Source organism: Halosimplex rarum, from assembly GCF_047715405.1.
In the GTDB taxonomy this organism is placed as follows: domain Archaea; phylum Halobacteriota; class Halobacteria; order Halobacteriales; family Haloarculaceae; genus Halosimplex; species Halosimplex rarum.
Map to the genome: position 1 here is coordinate 1,450,835 of NZ_CP180412.1, position 16,519 is coordinate 1,467,353.

Consider the following 16,519-nt stretch of genomic DNA (forward strand, 5'->3'; position numbering starts at 1 on the left):
CACCCACCGTCCCACGCGATGATGAACATTTGGGTCGTGGAGGGCTGGACCGGTTGCGCGAGCGTCGGGCCCAAACGTTCACCACCACTGGATGAGAGAGTCTCACCCATGCGTGTCACCGACTACGAGCTGTACGAGGTCCCGCCGCGCTGGCAATTCCTGAAACTGGAGACGAGCGACGGGGCCGTCGGCTGGGGCGAGCCGTACTCGAAGTGGCACTACCAGGGCGAGGCGCCCTCGGCGACGCCCGCCGCCGTCGACCAGATGATGGAAAAGTACGTCCTCGGTGAGGACCCCCGACCCATCGAGGACCACTGGCAGGCGATGTACCGGAGCAGCTTCTACCGCGGCGGCCCGATCCACATGAGCGCCATCGCCGGCATCGACCAGGCGCTGTGGGACCTGAAAGGCAAACAGTTCGGCGCGCCGGTGTACGAACTGCTCGGCGGGCCGGCCCGCGACCGCGTCCGCGCTTACCAGCACGTTTCGGTCCCGGACGCCGACGAATCCGACGACCCCGCGGCCGCCGCGGCGCGCGAGGCCGAGGAACACGTCGCCGACGGCTTCCGGGCGCTGAAGCTCGTCCCGACGCCGGGGCTCGAACTGGTCGACTCGCCCGCGAGCGTCGACGCGGCGAGCGAGGTCGTCGGCGCCGTCCGCGAGGCTGTCGGCCCTGACGTCGACGTCGCGGTGGACTTCCACGGCCGCGCCTCGAAGACGATGGCCAGACAACTCGTCGCCGCGCTCGAACCGCACGATCCGATGTTCGTCGAGGAGCCCGTCACACCCGAGCACGACCACGCGCTGCCCCGAATCGCCGAGTCGACGCGGCTCCCCATCGCGACCGGCGAGCGCCTCTACACCCGGTCGGACTTCCGCCCGCTCTTCGAAGCCGACGCGGTCGACGTCGTCCAGCCGGACGTCTCGAACGCCGGCGGCATCACCGAGACGAAGAAGATCGCCGACATGGCCGAGACCTACGACGTGTCCATCGCCCCGCACTGCCCGATGGGACCGCTCTGTACGGCGGCCTCGCTGCAGATCGACGCCGCCGTCCCCAACGCGCTCGTCCAGGAACAGGTCCTCCACAAGGTCGAGGGAGCCTTCCGGTACGTCGACAACCCCGAGATGTTCGACGTCACCGACGGCTTCATCGACGTCCCCGAGGGCCCCGGCCTCGGCGTCGAGATCGACGAGGAGACGGTCGCTGAGTGGGACGGCCAGGACCTGGAATTCATGCGGCCGCTGGGCCGACGCGCCGACGGCAGCGTCGGCGAACGGTGACGATCGGGGACGGAAGCCGACGATCGGGGGGCGATCGTCGATGCAGCCGGCGAACGCGCACCCCAGTCGCTCCGCCTGGCCGCGATTCCGGCGATCTGCCCGAGCGTTTATTGCACTGTGCTCTCAATTCCCGCGGAATGCACGTAACCGACGTGGAGACGATCAGGTTCACCTACGAATCACACGGGCGGACGGACGAGAAGGGCCACGGCCACCCCGGCGAGCCGCACGAGGCGACCAAGACGCTCACGAAGATCGCCGTCGAGGGCGGCCCGGACGGCTACTGCTTCGGCGGCACGGAGGCCGCCAACGAGATCGCCGCCGACTACCTCGTCGGCGAGAACCCGCTCCACCGGGAGCCGCTGTGGAACCAACTGTTCCGCACGCAGCGCCTCAACAAGGGGACCCTCGACACCGGATCGCTCGCGGCCATCGACTGCGCGCTGTACGACGTGGCCGGGAAGGCAGCAGAGATGCCCGTCTACGAACTGCTCGGCGGCGGTCGCGAGGAGGTCCCGGTGTACGCGAGCACGATGGTCGGCGACGACGACCCCGACGGCCTCGGGACGGTCGAGGCGTACGTCGACTTCGCCGAGGAACTGGTCGACCGGGGGTTCCCGGCGATCAAGTTCCACTCGTGGATGCCGCCCTACGACGCTGACCCTGGCCGAGTCATCGAACTGTGCCGGGCGGTCCGGGAGGCCGTCGGCCCGGAGATCGACCTGATGCTCGATTCGCATCACTACTACACACGGACGGAGGCAAAACGCATCGGCGACGCGCTCGGGGACCTGGAGTTTCGCTGGTTCGAGGAGCCGATGGACGAGTACTCGATGTCCGCCTACGAGTGGCTCTCCGCGGAGGTCGACGTGCCGATCCTCGGCCCGGAGACCGCGGAGGGGAAACACAAGACCCGCGCCGAGTGGGCGAAACGCGGTGTCGCCGACATCGGGCGCGTCGGCGTGTTCGACGTCGGCGGTATCACGCCGGCGCGGAAGGTGGCGGCGCTGTACGAGTCGTTCTACATGGAGTGCGAACCGCACGGCGACAGCGTCCCGGAACTGCACCACCTCTGCTCGATGGCGACCCCCGGAACCTACTTCGAACACGGGCTGCTCCACCCGAAGTACGACTTCGAGACCCACTCGCGGCCGTGGCTTCGGAACTACCCCGCCCCCGAGGACGGCGTCATCGAGGTGCCCGACGAACCGGGGCTGGGCTACGACATCGATTGGGACCTGATCGAGGCCAATCGGGTCTGATACGCGGGAAAAATGGATGACAGGAACCGATCGCCGCTCGGCGAGATGCCGAGCGGGAGGCGGTTCACTGCGGCCGGCGGGACGGTGCGGTGTCAGGGCGGGCTCGCGTTCGGGTCCTCCACGGACAGCGCCCACTGGTCGAGCCAGCCGCGCAGGCCGCTGCTGGGCACGTTCAGCGAGTGGGTGTTCTCGGGGAGTTGCGGGTAGCCGCCGACCTCCTCGTGGTCGGCGATCCAGTAGTCGTAGGGCGAATCAGTGTAGGCGTCGCCATCGCGGTTCTGGATCTCCGAGACGATCCGGGAGTCGTTGCTGGTGCGGTCGGCCGGTCGCGCGCCGGCGTAGCTCAGGTTGTGGCTCTCTACGTCGCCCGAGGCCATCGCGGAGAAGCCGCTGGGCCACAGCGGCCGCGAGGACAGTTCAGAGGTCCCGCCCGTCAGCGGGGTGGAACTCGGGTCGGTCACGTTGTCTTCGAGGTAGGCGTTGCCGCCCTCGATGACGGTGTCGTCTAGATCCTGGGGGATGTAGACGTTCCCGACGATGGACGACTCCGTGTCGTCGTCCATGTTCGTCGCCTCGTTGAAGAAGTACATCACGTTGTTCGCGACGACCGAGCGAGTCCCGGACTTCAGTCGCGGGACCCGGGCACGGGTCTTCGCCCAGACGTTGCCCAGCAGCGCGACGTTGTCCGCGCCATCGCCGATGAGCGACGCGTAGTTGTGGTCCGAACCGTCGCCGTACGGGTCGTGTAGCCCCTCGTAGACGAGGCAGTTCGAGAGAGTCGTGTCGGTCGTGTTGTACCCGACGGACATGCACTCGTCGACGCCCCACGACGCCGTGCAGTGGTCGAAGATGTTGTTCGAGGTGCCGTCGGCGCTGTTGATCGAGTCGTTGCCCTGGATGTCGCCGCTGTCGCCCGGACCGACCCGCGAACGGATGTGCTGGATGACGCAGTCGTTCGCGCTCACCTGGAACAGTCCCTGGGTGAGCGTGATACCCGGCGAGGGGGCGGTCTGGCCGGCGACCCAGCACTGGTCGGCGGTCACTTCGAGTTCGCTCCCGCCCAGGTCGATGGTTCCCGACGTCTCGAAGACCACGAGACGATGGTCGCTGCCCTGCACGGCGTCTTCGAGCGCGCTCCGCGTCGCCTCAGTCACACGGTGGACGGTGACGCTGTCGTCGAACCAGTCCGGGCTGGCGAACCCGTCGCTCAGGCCGAAGTTCGCGCCGCTCCCGCCGGATCCACCGTCGCCGCCGTCACCGCCGTCGCCGCCGTCGCCGCCGTCGCCGCCCGACAGCTCCTCGAAGTTCCAGCGCTGGTTGTCGCCCTCAAGCCAGTCCCAGTCGACGACGTCCGCGCCGTCGGCTGTGGACCACTCGTAGACGTCGAGGACGTTCCCGCTGGCGACGTTCTCGACGCGATAGGTGCCGTCGTCGTTCTGGACGATGTTCCAGCGCTGCATGTCCCCGCCGTGCCAGGACCACTGCTGGATGGTCGTGCCATTCGCCGTGTCCCCGTTCGGCAGGTCGAGGTACTTCCCGCTGTTGACGTTCTCGATCCGATAGGTCCCGTCGTCCAGCTCCTCGACGACCCAGCGCTGCATATCCCCGCCGTGCCACGACCACTGCTGGACGTTGTCACCGTCGGCCGTGCCCCCGTCGGCAACCTCCAGCGCCTTCCCGCTGTGGACCGGTGTGAGCCGATAGGTCGCGCCCGACGTGATTCCCGGCGCGGCGCTCGCGCTACCCGACGCTGTCGCTGTTGCTACTGCCCCGATGCTACTCGCTCCAACGAGACGCAGGAAACTGCGCCTGTCGTGTCGTGTCATGAAGTGACACCAACCACGCATACAAACGGATATAAAATAAACATTTTCTAGAAAATATATAATTAACTAACGTGTTATAGAAACAAGCGGCTCGATCGGTCTCTAGCGGAATTGGCGTCGGCAGAAACCGGGGGAAGGCCGACGGACCCGTCACCGGGAGACCGTCGGGACGGCGTCACCGCCGTCTTTCGGCAGCGAAAACGGTTGCTCTCGTCTCAGGGCGGGCTGGCTCCCGGTTCCTCGACCGCCAGCGCCCACTGGTCGATCCATTCGCGGAGCCCCGAGTTGGGCACGTTCAGCGAGTGGGTGTTCTCGGGGAGCTGCGGATAGCCGCCGACCTCCTCGTGGTCGGCGATCCAGTAATCGTAGGGCGAATCAGTGTAGGCGTCGCCCTCACGATCTTGAATCTCGGTGACGATGCGCGAGTCGTTGCTGGTGCGGTCGGCTGGTCGCGCGCCGGCGTAGCTCAGGTTGTGGCTCTCTACGTCGCCCGAGGCCATCGCGGAGAAGCCGCTGGGCCACAGCGGCCGTGAGGACAGCTCCGATGTCCCGCCGGTCAGCGGCGTCGAGCTCGGGTCCGTCACGTTGTCTTCGAGGTACGCGTTCCCACCTTCGATCACAGTGTCGCCGAGGTCCTGCGGGATGTAGACGTTACCCACGATGGACGCCTCGGTGTCGCCGTCCATGTTCGTCGCCTCGTTGAAGAAGTACATCACGTTGTTCGCGACGACAGAGGTCGTTTCGGACTTCAACCGGGGAACTCGTCCCCGGGTCTTCGCCCAGACGTTGCCCAGCAGCGCGACGTTGTCCGCGCCGTCGCCGATGAGCGACGCGTAGTTGTGGTCCGAACCATCGCCGTACGGGTCGTGTAGCCCCTCGTAGACGAGGCAGTTCGAGAGAGTCGTGTCAGTCGTATCGTAACCGACGGACATGCACTCGTCGACGCCCCACGACGCCGTGCAGTGGTCGAAGATGTTGTTCGAGGTGCCGTCGGCGCTGTTGATCGAGTCGTTGCCCTGGATGTCGCCGCTGTCGCCCGGACCGACCCGCGAACGGATGTGTTGAACGACGCAGTCGTTCGCGCTCACCTGGAACAGCCCCTGGGTGAGGGTGATCCCGGGAGACGGCGCGGTCTGGCCGGCGATCCAGCACTGGTCGTTTGTGACTTCGAGTTCGCTCCCGCCCAGGTCGATGGTTCCCGACGTCTCGAAGACGACGAGGCGAGGACCGCTCGCCTGTACCGCCGCTTCGAGGGCGCTGCGGGTGGCTTCGGTGACGCGGTGGACGGCAACGCTGTCGTCGAACCAGTCCGGGCTGGCGAACCCGTCGCTCAGGTCGAAGTTCGCGCCGCTCCCCTCGGAGCCGCCGTCCCCGCCGTCGCTCGACGTCGTGAACGAGTTGGTCGAACCGACGGCGGTGTCACCGTCGCTGGCGTCCGCCGCCGCCCGGAACTCGTGGACAGTGTCCGCCGACAGCCCCGAGACGGTCCGGTCGTACGAGCCCGTCGACGACACCGTCTGTGCACCGGTCGCGGTCCACGCGCTCGCACCCGACTCCCGCCACTCGAAGTACGCGTCCGCCGAGGAGGCGCCGCCGAGGTCGTCAAGGGCGCCGGAGAGCGTCGCCGACGACTCGTCGACGCTTGACGCGGACCCCGTTGAGACGACCGGGTCTGTGTCGCTACCGCCATCGCCGCCGTCACCGCTGTCCGTCGAGACGCTCCCAGCGACCTCCACGCTCCCGATATCCTCGTTGCTGCCCGGCGAGAGCCCGGAGAGGTTCGAGAACTGGGCGGTGGTCAGCGTCCCCTCGTTGTGGCTACAGACCGCCAGCCCGACGTACGCGCTCCCCGCGAAGTCGATCTCGCCGGGCGAGATGTCGGCGATGAGCGTCCAGTTCTCCCCGTCGGTCGAGCCGTAGGCCTCGATGGTGTCGTCCGAGCGGACGAGTCGCTGCCAGGTCGCTGTCATCGTCCCCCCGGAGACCTCCGCCTCGCCGCTTCCATCGTCGGACGTGGTGCTCTCGGCCTGGTTGCCGTCGTCCGAGCGCCACTGGAACGAGGTGTCGTTGCCCGGTGTCTTGCGGATCATCGCGTGCTCGGCGTCGTCGTTCAGCGTCTGCCGGACCATCAGGCCCGCGCGCGCCCAGTCATCGGTGTCTTCGAGGCTATCGACCCGGACGCTCACGTCGAAGTCGCCGTCGACCTCGGTGTAGTAGTAGTGGAACTCGTCGCGGGCGTTCCAGATGTCGTACCCGGCCCCCTCGATCGTGATCGTCGTCGCCGCCGCGACGCCGTCTGTCGCGTAGTTCGATGCCAGTACCCCAGTCGTCCCGAGCCCGACGGCCCGGAGAAACGTGCGCCTGTCGTGGTGTGCCATGTGTGCCACCAGAGTACTCTACAAATGCATGTATGATAAACATTTTCTAGATATAATAACACAATGTGTAATACAACTATTGTTACCAACCGGTTACTACCGAGCGATCTCGTCGCTACTCGGGTCGAACGTCCGGCGGAAAACGCGATACCTTCGAACCGAACCGACGACTACTCGGACGATTCGGCGGGTTCGACTTCGCCCCAGACGGCGTCGCTGCCTTCGGTCGGTTCGGCCCACTCGACGGCGTTGGCGATCACCTGCTGGACCTCGTCCTGGTAGAGGATGGGGTACTCCTCGTGGCCAGGGCGGAAGGCGAAGATCCTGCCGCGCCCGCGGCGATAGCAGACGCCCGAGCGGAACACCTCACCGCCCTCGAACCACGAGATGAACACCGTGCGGTCGGGTTCGGGGATGTCGTACGGCTCGCCGTACATCTCGGTCGACGGGATCTCGAATGACTCCGGTAGCCCGTCTGCGATAGGGTGGCCGGGGTCGGCGGCCCAGACCCGTTCGGTCTCGCCGCCGTGGCGGTACTTGATGTTACAGGTGGTGCCCATCAGCCGCTTGAACGGCTTCGAGTTCTTCCCCGAGTGCAGCGGGACGAATCCCATCCCCTCGTGGACGGCGTCGACGACTCGGTCGGCGACCTCGTCGTTCACCTCGCCGTTGGCGCAGTGGGACCACCAGACGAGCACGTCCGTCCCGTCGAGCACCTCCTCGGTGAGGCCGTGCTCGGGCTCCTGTAGCGTCGCTGTCCGCGCTTCGAACCCGCGTTGGTCGAGCGCGTCGGCGACCGCGCCGTGGATGCCGTCGGGATAGCGCTCGGCGACCTCCGGCTCTTCCTGTTCGTGGACGTTCTCGTTCCACACGGTGACCTGAATCGTCATTACGGGTCTCTGCTCCGTCGAGCGGAATAAGTTCTTCCGTCCCGCCCGTCTGCGAGGGGCTCCGATTCCGACCTCACTCGGCTAGCGGTTCGTCGGTTCGCGGGAGCTGGGTCCCGGCCGTCCCGCTCAGCGTCGGTGACCACGGCTCGTCCCTGTCGACCAGGACGCTGCCGTCGGCGGTGACGGTCACGTCGTGGTCCGCGTAGCAAAAGGAGAATCGGGTGGGGGCGGGCTGTTCCCCCGACGGGTCGAACAGCGCGTTGAGCGCGTCCGGATCGACCGCGTCGGACAGCGGCGGCAGGTCGACCGGGTCGGTCCGTTCCGTCGCAGCGACTGCTTCGAGAACCGAGAGCACGATAGTTGGTGTTTCTTCGGACACGGTGAAGAGGATTCCCCTGAGGGATATAGTCGTATTCGCCGCTTACGTGCGAACGGTTTCGTGTACTCGCCAATCGCAAATCGAATCGGGGTCGGCTACCCCCCTTTCGGAGGTCCATCGAGCAACCGCCCACCTCCGCCACGCCGATCCGCTCCGACTACCGAGGTTCCCGAGCCACGAACAATTACGATCGTATGCATGTAATAGACGGCTCCCTTTTCCGAAGAACTCCCAGGGATAGCGGGAATCAGAGTCCCCATCGCGCCCCAGAGAAGACCGTTTCGGGCGCCCTTCGTACGATATAGACAGGATTCGCTACGCCCGAACGGACATCGAGTGTCGTCGACCGGACCGCCGCAGCCACGTTGGGAGCGAGAACTCCGAAGAGACTCTCTGAGCCCCCTCATACCTGTCCCACGAGACCAGTGGGAGCAGTCACCGACGGGCGTGGTTCGACGATCAAACTGGAGTATGTCGAATTCCTTTCATTCTTCTCGCCACGCACGTTCCCACCACGGGAACGAAATCGGATCAGCCGATCCGCATATTCCCGCACAACATCGCTCCAATCGGCGATATTCGGGCATTTAGGCCACATCGAGTCGATTGTGAGCGCTCAGTTGATCGTTGGTGCAGCTCCTGTCGTTCCCCTTGTGGGAACTCTGCTACCGTCCGTGGGTCTCACATGATTTAAGCGGCCCCGGACGAGTGGTAGGCCATGGACATCGCAGCCATCGACAGCTACGCGCTCTCCTCCCCGATCGACCCGCCCCAGGACCGCGCGTTCCACGGTGGGACGCGACGGCTCCTGAAACGTGACGTGGTGCTGGTCGTCGTCGAGACGACCGACGGCAGGCGCGGGTTCGCGACGGCCGGCGCGAGCAGTTCCGCGATGACGGAGTACTTCGAGGGCGACTCGCAGGGCACGTTCGCCGATATCATGGAGGGGCCGGTCGCCGACGCGCTCGAAGGCGAGCGCATCGACGCGATCACCGACGCACACGACCTGATCCGCGCGGCCGACGTCCCAGCCGGCGACGTGACCGAGGCGATCTCGGCCGTCGACGTGGCGCTGTACGACCTCCGCGGGAAGGAACACGGCGTCCCGATCTACGAGCTACTGGCCGAGGAGTACGACACCGACCCGACGCTCGAACTCCCGCTGTACGCCAGCGCCGGGATGTATATGGAGCCCGAAGGCTTCGCCGAACAGGCCGCGGTCATCGAGGACCTGGGCTTCTTCGGGTACAAGTACCGGCCGGGTATCGGCCCGGACGGCGACCGGCGGACGGTCGAACTGCTCGCGGACGCCCTCGACGAGACCGAGTTCATGCTCGACGTCCACACGTGGTGGAAACTCGGCGAGGCCTACGGTCGCGAGACGGTCCGAGACCTGGTCGAACACGCCGGCGAGCGGGGCGCCTACTGGGTCGAGGAACCGGTCGAACCGGACGACTACGAGGGCTACGTCGACCTCGCCGAGACCGGGACGCCGCTGGCCGGCGGCGAGAGCGAGGAGTCACCGCAGGGCCTCGTCGACCTCGGCGAGACGGGCGCCGTCTCGTTCCTCCAGGGCGACGTGCGCCACCACGAGGGGTTCACGGGCTGTCGCGACGCCGTCGAGTTCTGCGCGGGACGCGACGACGTGGAGTTCGTCCCGCACAACTTCGGGACCTGGCTCGGGCTCGCCGCGAACGCGCACCTCGTCGCCGCCGCGCCCGAGACTCGCCTCCTCGAGTACCCGGTCTTCGAGAACGACCCCGCGCTCGACGCCGGCACGGTCGCGGGCATGTACCCCTTCGAACTCGCCTTCGACATCATCGAGGGCGAACCCGACGTCGAGGACGGCGTCCTCTCGGTCCCGGAGGGGCCGGGGCTGGGCATCGATGTTGACCTGGACGTGATCGAGGAGTATCCCTTCACCGACGGCCCCTGGACCGAGTTCCACTACGACGACGAGTGACCGGAGACTGACGACCGGACGAGGAGGGATTTCTCTGCGGAACGGGATTCGTGAGCGGTGGTTTCTCTGCGGAATGAACTTCGAGAGCGGAGAACCGAGGGGAAGAAAATCGCACGAATCCGTCAGCGACGACGACGCACGCGAGCGGGCGGCGACGTCACTCGATGAGGCGATTGATGTCGTCGTCGAGCTGGTCGTACAGTTCGGCCGCGCGGTCGCGCTGGTCGGGCGTGAGCGGTCGGATCGGCTCGCGGACCGTGCCGCCGCCGCCGTGGAGGCCGGCGAGTTCCAGACCTTCCTTGACGGCGGCGACGCTCGACGCGCCGACCAGGGTGTTGTCCTGACCCGTCTCGTCGCGGAACTCCTGATACGGGAGACAGACGTTGCGCAGTTTGCGAGCGCGTTCCCAGTTCTCGTTCTGCAGCGCGTCGAAGAGCGCGAGACCGACCTCGGGGCGGAAGTTACTGACGCCTGCGGAGAAGCCCTCGACGCCCTCGGCCCAGAAGGAGACGGCGTACGGTTCGGCGAGGCCGTCGACCCAGACCACGTCGTCGGTCCCCGCGGCGATGCCGGCACCGAGCTTCACCGCGTCTTCCAGCGCGTACTTGATGCCGATGACGCCGTCGACGCGAGTGAGACCGGCGAGGTAGTCCACCGACGGGTCGAACCCGCGGACGTAAGGGACGAGCGGTCGGTCGCTGGCGGCGTCGAGCTCCCGGTAGTAGTCGAGCAGTCCCTGCTCGTGGAGGTAGGTGTGGTCCGGGGGCATGATCATCATCGCGTCGACGCCGTCGCGGTCGTACGCTTCGATCAGTTCGGTCGCGTCGGCGGTGCTGCCGCCGACGCCGCCGAGCACGCACGCGTCGTCCGGGAGCGCCTCGACGCTCGCTTTCGCGATGGCGATCCGTTCGTCCTGTGAGAGCGAGTGATATTCGCTGATGTTCGCAGTCGCCAGAAACGTCCGTATTCCTTCGTCGTAAAGCGCCTGCGCGTTATCGGCGAGTTTGTCGTAGTCGATTTCCAGGGAGTCGTCGAAGGGTGTCAGGAGACCGACAGCCACCCCTCTGAGACGCTCCCGTATCTGGCCGTCTGACAAACGCATGGTGTGAAGATCCGCGTCATCTCCTATAAACCCATCGTCTACCCCGGTCAGCCCGACAGGTCGGGCGAGCGCGAGGGCGTCCAGGACTCGAGGCGCTCGTAGTGCGACTCGAGTCGTTCGCGGTCCGTCTCGCCGAGATCGACGAGCGGCAGTCGCACGTCGCCACCGGTGTACCCGGCGAGGTCGAGACCGCGTTTGACCACCGGGACGTTGTTCCCGTTCGGGACGGTGCTGCCCTCGCCGGGTTCGTCGCGGAGGTCTTCGAGCGGCCGGAGCGCGCGCTGGATACGGCGCGCGCGGTCCCACTGGCCCTTCTCGATCGCCTCGAACAGCGCCAGTGTCACCCTGGGTACGAAGTTCCCGACCCCGGTCGTGTACCCCGAGGCCCCCTCGATCGCGAACGGGATCGCGTAGCGTTCGGCGATCCCGTTGATCCACGTGACATCGCCGTCGGCGTCCTCGACGGTCTGCGCGAACTCCCGCACGTCGTCGACGGCGAACTTCACGGCGACCACCTCGTCCAGTTCGGTCACCGCGACCAGCACGTCCCGGGTGATCTCCGGCCCGCGCTTGTAGACGACGACCCCGAGATCAGTCCCGTCACAGATTGCCTCGTAGTAGGCTTTCAGCCCGCGTTCGTGGACGTACGTGTGGTCCGGGTGCATCACCATCACGGCGTCCGCCCCGGCCTCCCGGTAGCGCGCCGCGAGGTCGAGGATCTCCCGCTCGTTGCCGGCGGCACCGGCCGCGACGGTCGCTTCCTCGCCGGTCGCCTCGACGTGCGTTTCGACCACGGCGACGCGTTCCTCGTCGGTCAGCGCGTAGTACTCGCCCGTGTTCCCGCATGGGACGAACAGTCGGGCGCCGGCGTCGTAGATCCCTGAGAGGTTCTCGGCCAGCGCCTCGTGGTCGACCTCGCCCTCGCGGTCGAACGGCACCGGCGTGGTAAACGCGACGGTCTCGAAGCTACTTCGCAGTCTCCCTCCATCCATGTCTGCCGGTTGGTCTAGCACGGGCTTAAACGTTGACTGCCGCTCCGTCCCGCGATTCTGTCGAGTCCGACTGCCGGGCGGTCCCGAACCGTGCTCCGGTCGATCGATCCGAGGCCGCGCCGCTCAGCACAAGCTATATGCGCCGGCGGGTATCGCACTGAGACATGGAGATCACCCAACTCGACGTCTACGGTCTCTCGCACAGGCTCCCCGACGGCGAGGGCCTCGGCGACGCCCGCGGATTCGGCCACGACCGAGCGACGACGCTCCTGCGCCTGGAGACCGACGACGGCACCGTCGGGTGGGGCGAGGCGTTCGCGCCCGGCCCCATCGTCGAGGCGACCGTCGACGAACTGTTCCGCGACGAGGTCGTCGGGATGGACCCCTTCGATTCGGAGTCCCTCGCGACCCGGTCGTACACCGACCCGTATCACTTCGGCGGCAGCGTGTTCGTCCAGAGCGTCGTCAGCGCCGTCGACGTGGCCTGCTGGGACATCCGCGGCAAGGCCGTCGGCCGGCCGGTCCACCGCCTGCTCGGCGGGACCGAGTGCGAGGAGTTGCTGCCCTACGCCTCGACGATGTACTACACGGAGCGCGACCGTCCCATCACGGAGCCGATCCGCGAGGCCGTCAGCGAGGGCTTCGAGGCGGCGAAGATCAAGATCGGTGCCGACCCGGAGACCGACGTGGAGCGCGTTCGGACCGCGCGGGAGATCCTCGGCGACGACGCCCGACTGATGGTCGACATGAACGGCAACTACCGCCCCGACCAGGCGATCCGGTCGATCCGGGCCATCGCCGAGTACGACCTCACGTGGGTCGAGGAGCCGGTACCGCCGGAGAACCTCTCGGGCTACCGGGAGCTGAGACAGCGGACCGACGTGCCGCTGGCGGCGGGCGAGGCTCACTACGGTCGATTCGAGTTCAAGCGGCTGATCGACGACCGCCTCGTCGACGTGGTCCAGCCGAACCTCGCCCGCTGCGGCGGCCTCTCTGAGGCCCGTCGCATCGCCGACCTCGCGTCGACGGAGAACGTCGCGGTCCGGCCCCACATCTGGAACAGCGCGGTCGGCCTCGCCGCGGCCGTCCAGTTCGCCGCCAGCGTCGGCGACTACCCCCACACCCGCAACGTCCCCGATCCCATGATGGTCGAGTTCGACCGCAGCACCAACCCCCTGCGCGACGATATCCTCGAGACGGCGTTCGACCCGAGCGGCGGTCGCCTGGCCGTCCCGCAGGAGCCCGGCCTGGGTATCACCGTGGACGAGGACGCGATCGAGCGATACCGTCTCGACTGAGCGACGGCGGAGCCAACGCGATCTGGACAGCGGGATCGCGGGCCGTCACCACTCCCCGCCGGATCCGACATTTTCATAGGGGGACGAACCCGGTATGAGGTATGGACGTTCTGGTTACCGGCGCGTACGGACGCTGCGGGACGGCGCTGATCGACCACCTGCACGGCGACGACGCCTACGACTTCACGTACTACAACCGGTCGGACCGGCCGGACGACCACCCCTACGGCGGCTACGACACCATCGTCGGCAACGTCACCGACGGCGAGAAGCTCCGTGCGGCCTCCGAGGGCCGCGACGCGATGATCCACATGGCCGCCTATCCCTACACGGACGGCGACTGGACTGACGTGCTCGAACCGAACATCGTGGGGGCGTACAACGCCCTCGAAGCCGCCCGCGAGGAGGAACTGGAGACCTTCGTCTTCCTCTCGACCAACCACGTCGTGGGGAAGTACGAAATCGAACACGCGCCAGAGCTGTACAGCCGGGACTACAGTCTCCTCGTCGACCACACGGACCCGGTCCGCCCGGACTCCTACTACGGCGCCTCCAAGAGCTTCGGCGAGGACCTCGCCCGTTACTACGTCGAGGAGTACGAGTACCCCAAGCGCGTCTACTCGCTGCGCGTCGGGACCGTCAACATGCCCGAGTACGACCACCCCTACGGCAACGCCGAGTCCGGCGTCGACGACGGGGATTTCGAGCGCGGGAGCCCGGAGTACGACCGGGCCGTCGCGCGCATGAAGTGCACCTGGCAGTCCCGCCGCGACTTCGCTCATCAGGTAGAGTGCTGTCTCGAGGACGACAACGTCGAATACGGCACCTTCTACGGCGTCAGCGACAATCAGCGCCGATGGTTCGACCTCGAACACGCCCGGTCGCTGATCGACTACAATCCCCAGGACGACGGCGACGAGTGGGACGAACCCCCGGCCTGATTCCGGACACACGACGAACGACGCCGTCGCTTTTCACGTGAGTCGAAAGAGATAGCCTCGCGAACGGGACCGCCCGCCGAGTCATGGCAGGGTGGATCTGCGCGCCCGGTAGCGGTCCCGTCGCCGAGTGCAGACAGCAGTACCGCGGGTGGATTTGCGCGGAGTGGTTTCGGGGATCGGTTCGATGTCTGTACACTGTCCCGCGTGGGGTCGGGACAGTTCCCGTTTCGGAACTCGAATATATATGCTTTCTCCTAATCATTGGTTTTCTTATATTTCCGTGACCGGGCGTACCGACCCAAACCAATTTATAGGAGTGTACCGCAGATACCGGTAATGGCGACCAGCACGAACGCGAGCGGCGCGAACAGGCTCACGACGCGGGCGGCGTCGGAACTCAAGGACTCGGTACTGGTGAGAGTCGCGGCGATGGGAGTCTTTCTTGCGTTCCTCGGTATCGCGATCGAGGCCGCGATCCAGGTCGGATTCCTCGTCCGCGGGATATCCGGCGTCTGGGCGACAATCTTCCTGCTCTGGGGCGTCGCCCTCGTGGTCGTCGGCACGGTCGGGCGGACGCTGATCTGGTGGCGCCGTCGGTGAGAACAGTCGGCCGCGCCGCTATCGCTCCGTCAACTGCGAGACGTTGTGTTCTCCGGGATCCCGCGTCAGCGAGAGCCCGTCGATCTTGCGGATCGTGAACTCCCCGAGGACGTTCACCTCACAGCCTTCTTCGAGGTGACCGCCGACCGTCCGCTCGCCGTTGAACGCGGTGACGTGGAGGTGCGGTTCGCCGTCGGCGATCGCGCCCCCGATATTCGTGATCTCCCAGGACCCCTCCAGTTCGAGGTCGACGTTCCTGTCGGACTGGTCCTCCGGGAGGTCCGTCCGGTTGACGTAGTGGATATTGAGGTTGCTGAACGTGCCGATGCCCGACACCACGGCGCCGGTGTCGACGTCGTGTTCCTCGCAGGCAGCCTCGATCGACTCCAGTGCCATATCGCCGCGGTCGAGACGGACGATCACGTGTCCATCGTCTGATTCGAAGGTCTCCATACACCTCTCCGGTCGGCCGCGCGAAGAATAAATCTGCCCCTACCGATGCCCCCGCGTGCGGATCACGCTCGCCGGGCGAACGCGAGACAGGTCGGCTTCGGGACCGAGCGACGTACTCGCTCGTCCAGTCCGCCGTCCTCCGCGACGGCGAAACTGACGACGGTGAAGTCGTCGCGGTTCTCGCAGAGGAGGAAGCGACCGGCCGGGTCGAGCGCGAAGTCTCGCGGATTCGCACCACCCGTGGGAGTGTGTCCAAGCGGCGAGAGCGTCCCGTCGTCGTCGACCGCGAACGAGGCGACGCTCTGGTGGCCCCGGTTCGAGACGTACACCCGGCCGGCGGGGTGGACGTGTACGTCGGAGGGGGAGTTGTCCGCGGCCGAGGCGTCGTCGGGGACCGTGCTCGCGGTTTCGACAACGGTCAGCGCGCCCGTATCTGTGTCACGCGCGAGCGTCGTCACCGTCGAATCCAGCTCGCCGACGAGGTAACCGAACTCGCCGTCGGGGCCGAACGCGAGGTGTCGCGGCCCCGTTCCGGGCGGGAGGTCCACACCAAGCGAATCCTCCGGGCGGAGTCGATCGGCCGCGGCGTCGATCCGATACGCCTCGACCCGGTCGGTCCCCAGATCCGGGACGTAGACGAACTCGCCGTCGGGACCGGGGACCGCCGAGTGGGGATGGGGTTCGCCCTGTCGGTCGGGGTCCGCGCCGCTGCCCCGGTGGGCGACTACGTCGCAGGCCGCGCCCAGGTCGCCGTCGTCGTCGATGGGGTACATCGCCGCTGTTCCGCCCCCGTAGTTCGCGACGAACGCGTACCGCCCCTCGGGGTCGACGCTCACGTAGCAGGGGCCGACGCCCTCGCTCGACCGGTCGACGCGGCGGCGGAGCGACCCGTCTCCCCGGTCGACCGCGAACGCGCTCACCGCGCCGTCGCCCGTCCGGTTCGCGACGTAGACCCTGTCGTGGTCTGGGTGGACGGCGAGGTACATCGGGTGCTCGACTGGCGTCGACGCCGTTTCGGACAGCGTCCCCTCCTCCGCGTCGTAGGCGTAGGCGTGGACGCCGGCGTCGTCGTCGCCGGCCGTCGAGCAGACCAGCGCGAGGTACTCCGTGTCGGTCATCGAACCGACGTACGCCCGGTGTCACCTTCATTC

General features: G+C 66.8%; 13 protein-coding genes and 1 pseudogene. 6 read left to right on the forward strand and 8 right to left on the reverse strand.

From position 1 onward, the window contains the following. The first annotated feature begins 108 nt into the window (after positions 1-108). Both dgoD and ACMGFH_RS07005 read left to right on the forward strand, forming a co-directional pair. Positions 109-1,284, forward strand: a complete 1,176-nt coding sequence (gene dgoD / locus ACMGFH_RS07000) for a galactonate dehydratase (protein ID WP_415382183.1) — start codon at positions 109-111, stop codon at positions 1,282-1,284. Positions 1,285-1,421: 137 nt separating this feature from the next. Beyond that, complete coding sequence (locus tag ACMGFH_RS07005; RefSeq protein WP_415382185.1) at positions 1,422-2,546, forward strand: enolase C-terminal domain-like protein; 1,125 nt, start codon at positions 1,422-1,424, stop codon at positions 2,544-2,546. A 92-nt stretch (positions 2,547-2,638) separates the two neighbouring features. Here the strand turns inward: ACMGFH_RS07005 and ACMGFH_RS07010 are convergent, their stop codons facing one another. The 4 genes from ACMGFH_RS07010 to ACMGFH_RS07025 all read right to left on the reverse strand — a co-directional run bounded on the left by ACMGFH_RS07010 (position 2,639) and on the right by ACMGFH_RS07025 (position 8,019). Continuing rightward, positions 2,639-4,372 (reverse strand): RICIN domain-containing protein, encoded by a 1,734-nt coding sequence (locus ACMGFH_RS07010; RefSeq protein WP_415382186.1) that lies wholly within the window; start codon positions 4,370-4,372, stop codon positions 2,639-2,641. Positions 4,373-4,587: 215 nt separating this feature from the next. Further along, the gene (locus ACMGFH_RS07015; RefSeq protein WP_415383215.1) at positions 4,588-6,750 is read right to left on the reverse strand and encodes a hypothetical protein; all 2,163 of its coding nucleotides are present in this window, start codon (positions 6,748-6,750) and stop codon (positions 4,588-4,590) included. 170 nt (positions 6,751-6,920) lie between these two features. After that, positions 6,921-7,640 carry a ThuA domain-containing protein gene (locus ACMGFH_RS07020; protein WP_415382188.1) on the reverse strand — a complete coding sequence of 240 codons (720 nt, stop codon included), beginning with the start codon at positions 7,638-7,640 and terminating at the stop codon, positions 6,921-6,923. A gap of 73 nt (positions 7,641-7,713) precedes the next feature. After that, a complete protein-coding gene (locus ACMGFH_RS07025) occupies positions 7,714-8,019 on the reverse strand; it encodes a HalOD1 output domain-containing protein (protein WP_415382189.1) in 306 nt (101 codons plus the stop codon). A gap of 718 nt (positions 8,020-8,737) precedes the next feature. Here ACMGFH_RS07025 and ACMGFH_RS07030 point away from each other — a divergent pair. Beyond that, complete coding sequence (locus ACMGFH_RS07030; RefSeq protein ID WP_415382191.1) at positions 8,738-9,982, forward strand: mandelate racemase/muconate lactonizing enzyme family protein; 1,245 nt, start codon at positions 8,738-8,740, stop codon at positions 9,980-9,982. A gap of 157 nt (positions 9,983-10,139) precedes the next feature. Here the strand turns inward: ACMGFH_RS07030 and ACMGFH_RS07035 are convergent, their stop codons facing one another. Both ACMGFH_RS07035 and ACMGFH_RS07040 read right to left on the reverse strand, forming a co-directional pair. Continuing rightward, a complete protein-coding gene (locus tag ACMGFH_RS07035; protein ID WP_415382192.1) occupies positions 10,140-11,084 on the reverse strand; it encodes a dihydrodipicolinate synthase family protein in 945 nt (314 codons plus the stop codon). Between the two features lie 47 nt (positions 11,085-11,131). Next, entirely contained in the window at positions 11,132-12,076 is a 945-nt protein-coding gene (locus ACMGFH_RS07040) for a dihydrodipicolinate synthase family protein (RefSeq protein WP_415382193.1), read from the reverse strand. A gap of 164 nt (positions 12,077-12,240) precedes the next feature. Here ACMGFH_RS07040 and ACMGFH_RS07045 point away from each other — a divergent pair, with 164 nt between their 5' ends. From ACMGFH_RS07045 to ACMGFH_RS07055, 3 genes are all read left to right on the forward strand, one after another. Further along, positions 12,241-13,374 (forward strand): mandelate racemase/muconate lactonizing enzyme family protein, encoded by a 1,134-nt coding sequence (locus tag ACMGFH_RS07045; protein ID WP_415382195.1) that lies wholly within the window; start codon positions 12,241-12,243, stop codon positions 13,372-13,374. Positions 13,375-13,475: 101 nt separating this feature from the next. Then, positions 13,476-14,315 (forward strand): NAD-dependent epimerase/dehydratase family protein, encoded by an 840-nt coding sequence (locus ACMGFH_RS07050; protein WP_415382197.1) that lies wholly within the window; start codon positions 13,476-13,478, stop codon positions 14,313-14,315. Positions 14,316-14,651: 336 nt separating this feature from the next. Next, complete coding sequence (locus ACMGFH_RS07055) at positions 14,652-14,915, forward strand: hypothetical protein (RefSeq protein ID WP_415382198.1); 264 nt, start codon at positions 14,652-14,654, stop codon at positions 14,913-14,915. Between the two features lie 18 nt (positions 14,916-14,933). On the opposite strand, the gene ACMGFH_RS07060 is transcribed toward ACMGFH_RS07055, so the two are convergent. Both ACMGFH_RS07060 and ACMGFH_RS07065 read right to left on the reverse strand, forming a co-directional pair. Then, positions 14,934-15,368 carry a PPC domain-containing DNA-binding protein gene (locus ACMGFH_RS07060; RefSeq protein ID WP_415382200.1) on the reverse strand — a complete coding sequence of 145 codons (435 nt, stop codon included), beginning with the start codon at positions 15,366-15,368 and terminating at the stop codon, positions 14,934-14,936. 62 nt (positions 15,369-15,430) lie between these two features. Beyond that, positions 15,431-16,489, reverse strand: a pseudogene (locus ACMGFH_RS07065) (lactonase family protein); the annotation flags it as partial. Positions 16,490-16,519: the final 30 nt, after the last annotated feature.

Bases quoted from the DNA above. Each gene is read 5' to 3' on its own strand.
- dgoD (WP_415382183.1), top strand. From the start codon at position 109: ATGCGTGTCACCGACTACGAGCTGTACGAGGTCCCGCCGCGCTGGCAA.
- ACMGFH_RS07005 (WP_415382185.1), top strand. From the start codon at position 1,422: ATGCACGTAACCGACGTGGAGACGATCAGGTTCACCTACGAATCACAC.
- ACMGFH_RS07010 (WP_415382186.1), bottom strand. From the start codon at position 4,372: ATGACACGACACGACAGGCGCAGTTTCCTGCGTCTCGTTGGAGCGAGT.
- ACMGFH_RS07015 (WP_415383215.1), bottom strand. From the start codon at position 6,750: ATGGCACACCACGACAGGCGCACGTTTCTCCGGGCCGTCGGGCTCGGG.
- ACMGFH_RS07020 (WP_415382188.1), bottom strand. From the start codon at position 7,640: ATGACGATTCAGGTCACCGTGTGGAACGAGAACGTCCACGAACAGGAA.
- ACMGFH_RS07030 (WP_415382191.1), top strand. From the start codon at position 8,738: ATGGACATCGCAGCCATCGACAGCTACGCGCTCTCCTCCCCGATCGAC.
- ACMGFH_RS07035 (WP_415382192.1), bottom strand. From the start codon at position 11,084: ATGCGTTTGTCAGACGGCCAGATACGGGAGCGTCTCAGAGGGGTGGCT.
- ACMGFH_RS07040 (WP_415382193.1), bottom strand. From the start codon at position 12,076: ATGGATGGAGGGAGACTGCGAAGTAGCTTCGAGACCGTCGCGTTTACC.
- ACMGFH_RS07045 (WP_415382195.1), top strand. From the start codon at position 12,241: ATGGAGATCACCCAACTCGACGTCTACGGTCTCTCGCACAGGCTCCCC.
- ACMGFH_RS07050 (WP_415382197.1), top strand. From the start codon at position 13,476: ATGGACGTTCTGGTTACCGGCGCGTACGGACGCTGCGGGACGGCGCTG.
- ACMGFH_RS07055 (WP_415382198.1), top strand. From the start codon at position 14,652: ATGGCGACCAGCACGAACGCGAGCGGCGCGAACAGGCTCACGACGCGG.
- ACMGFH_RS07060 (WP_415382200.1), bottom strand. From the start codon at position 15,368: ATGGAGACCTTCGAATCAGACGATGGACACGTGATCGTCCGTCTCGAC.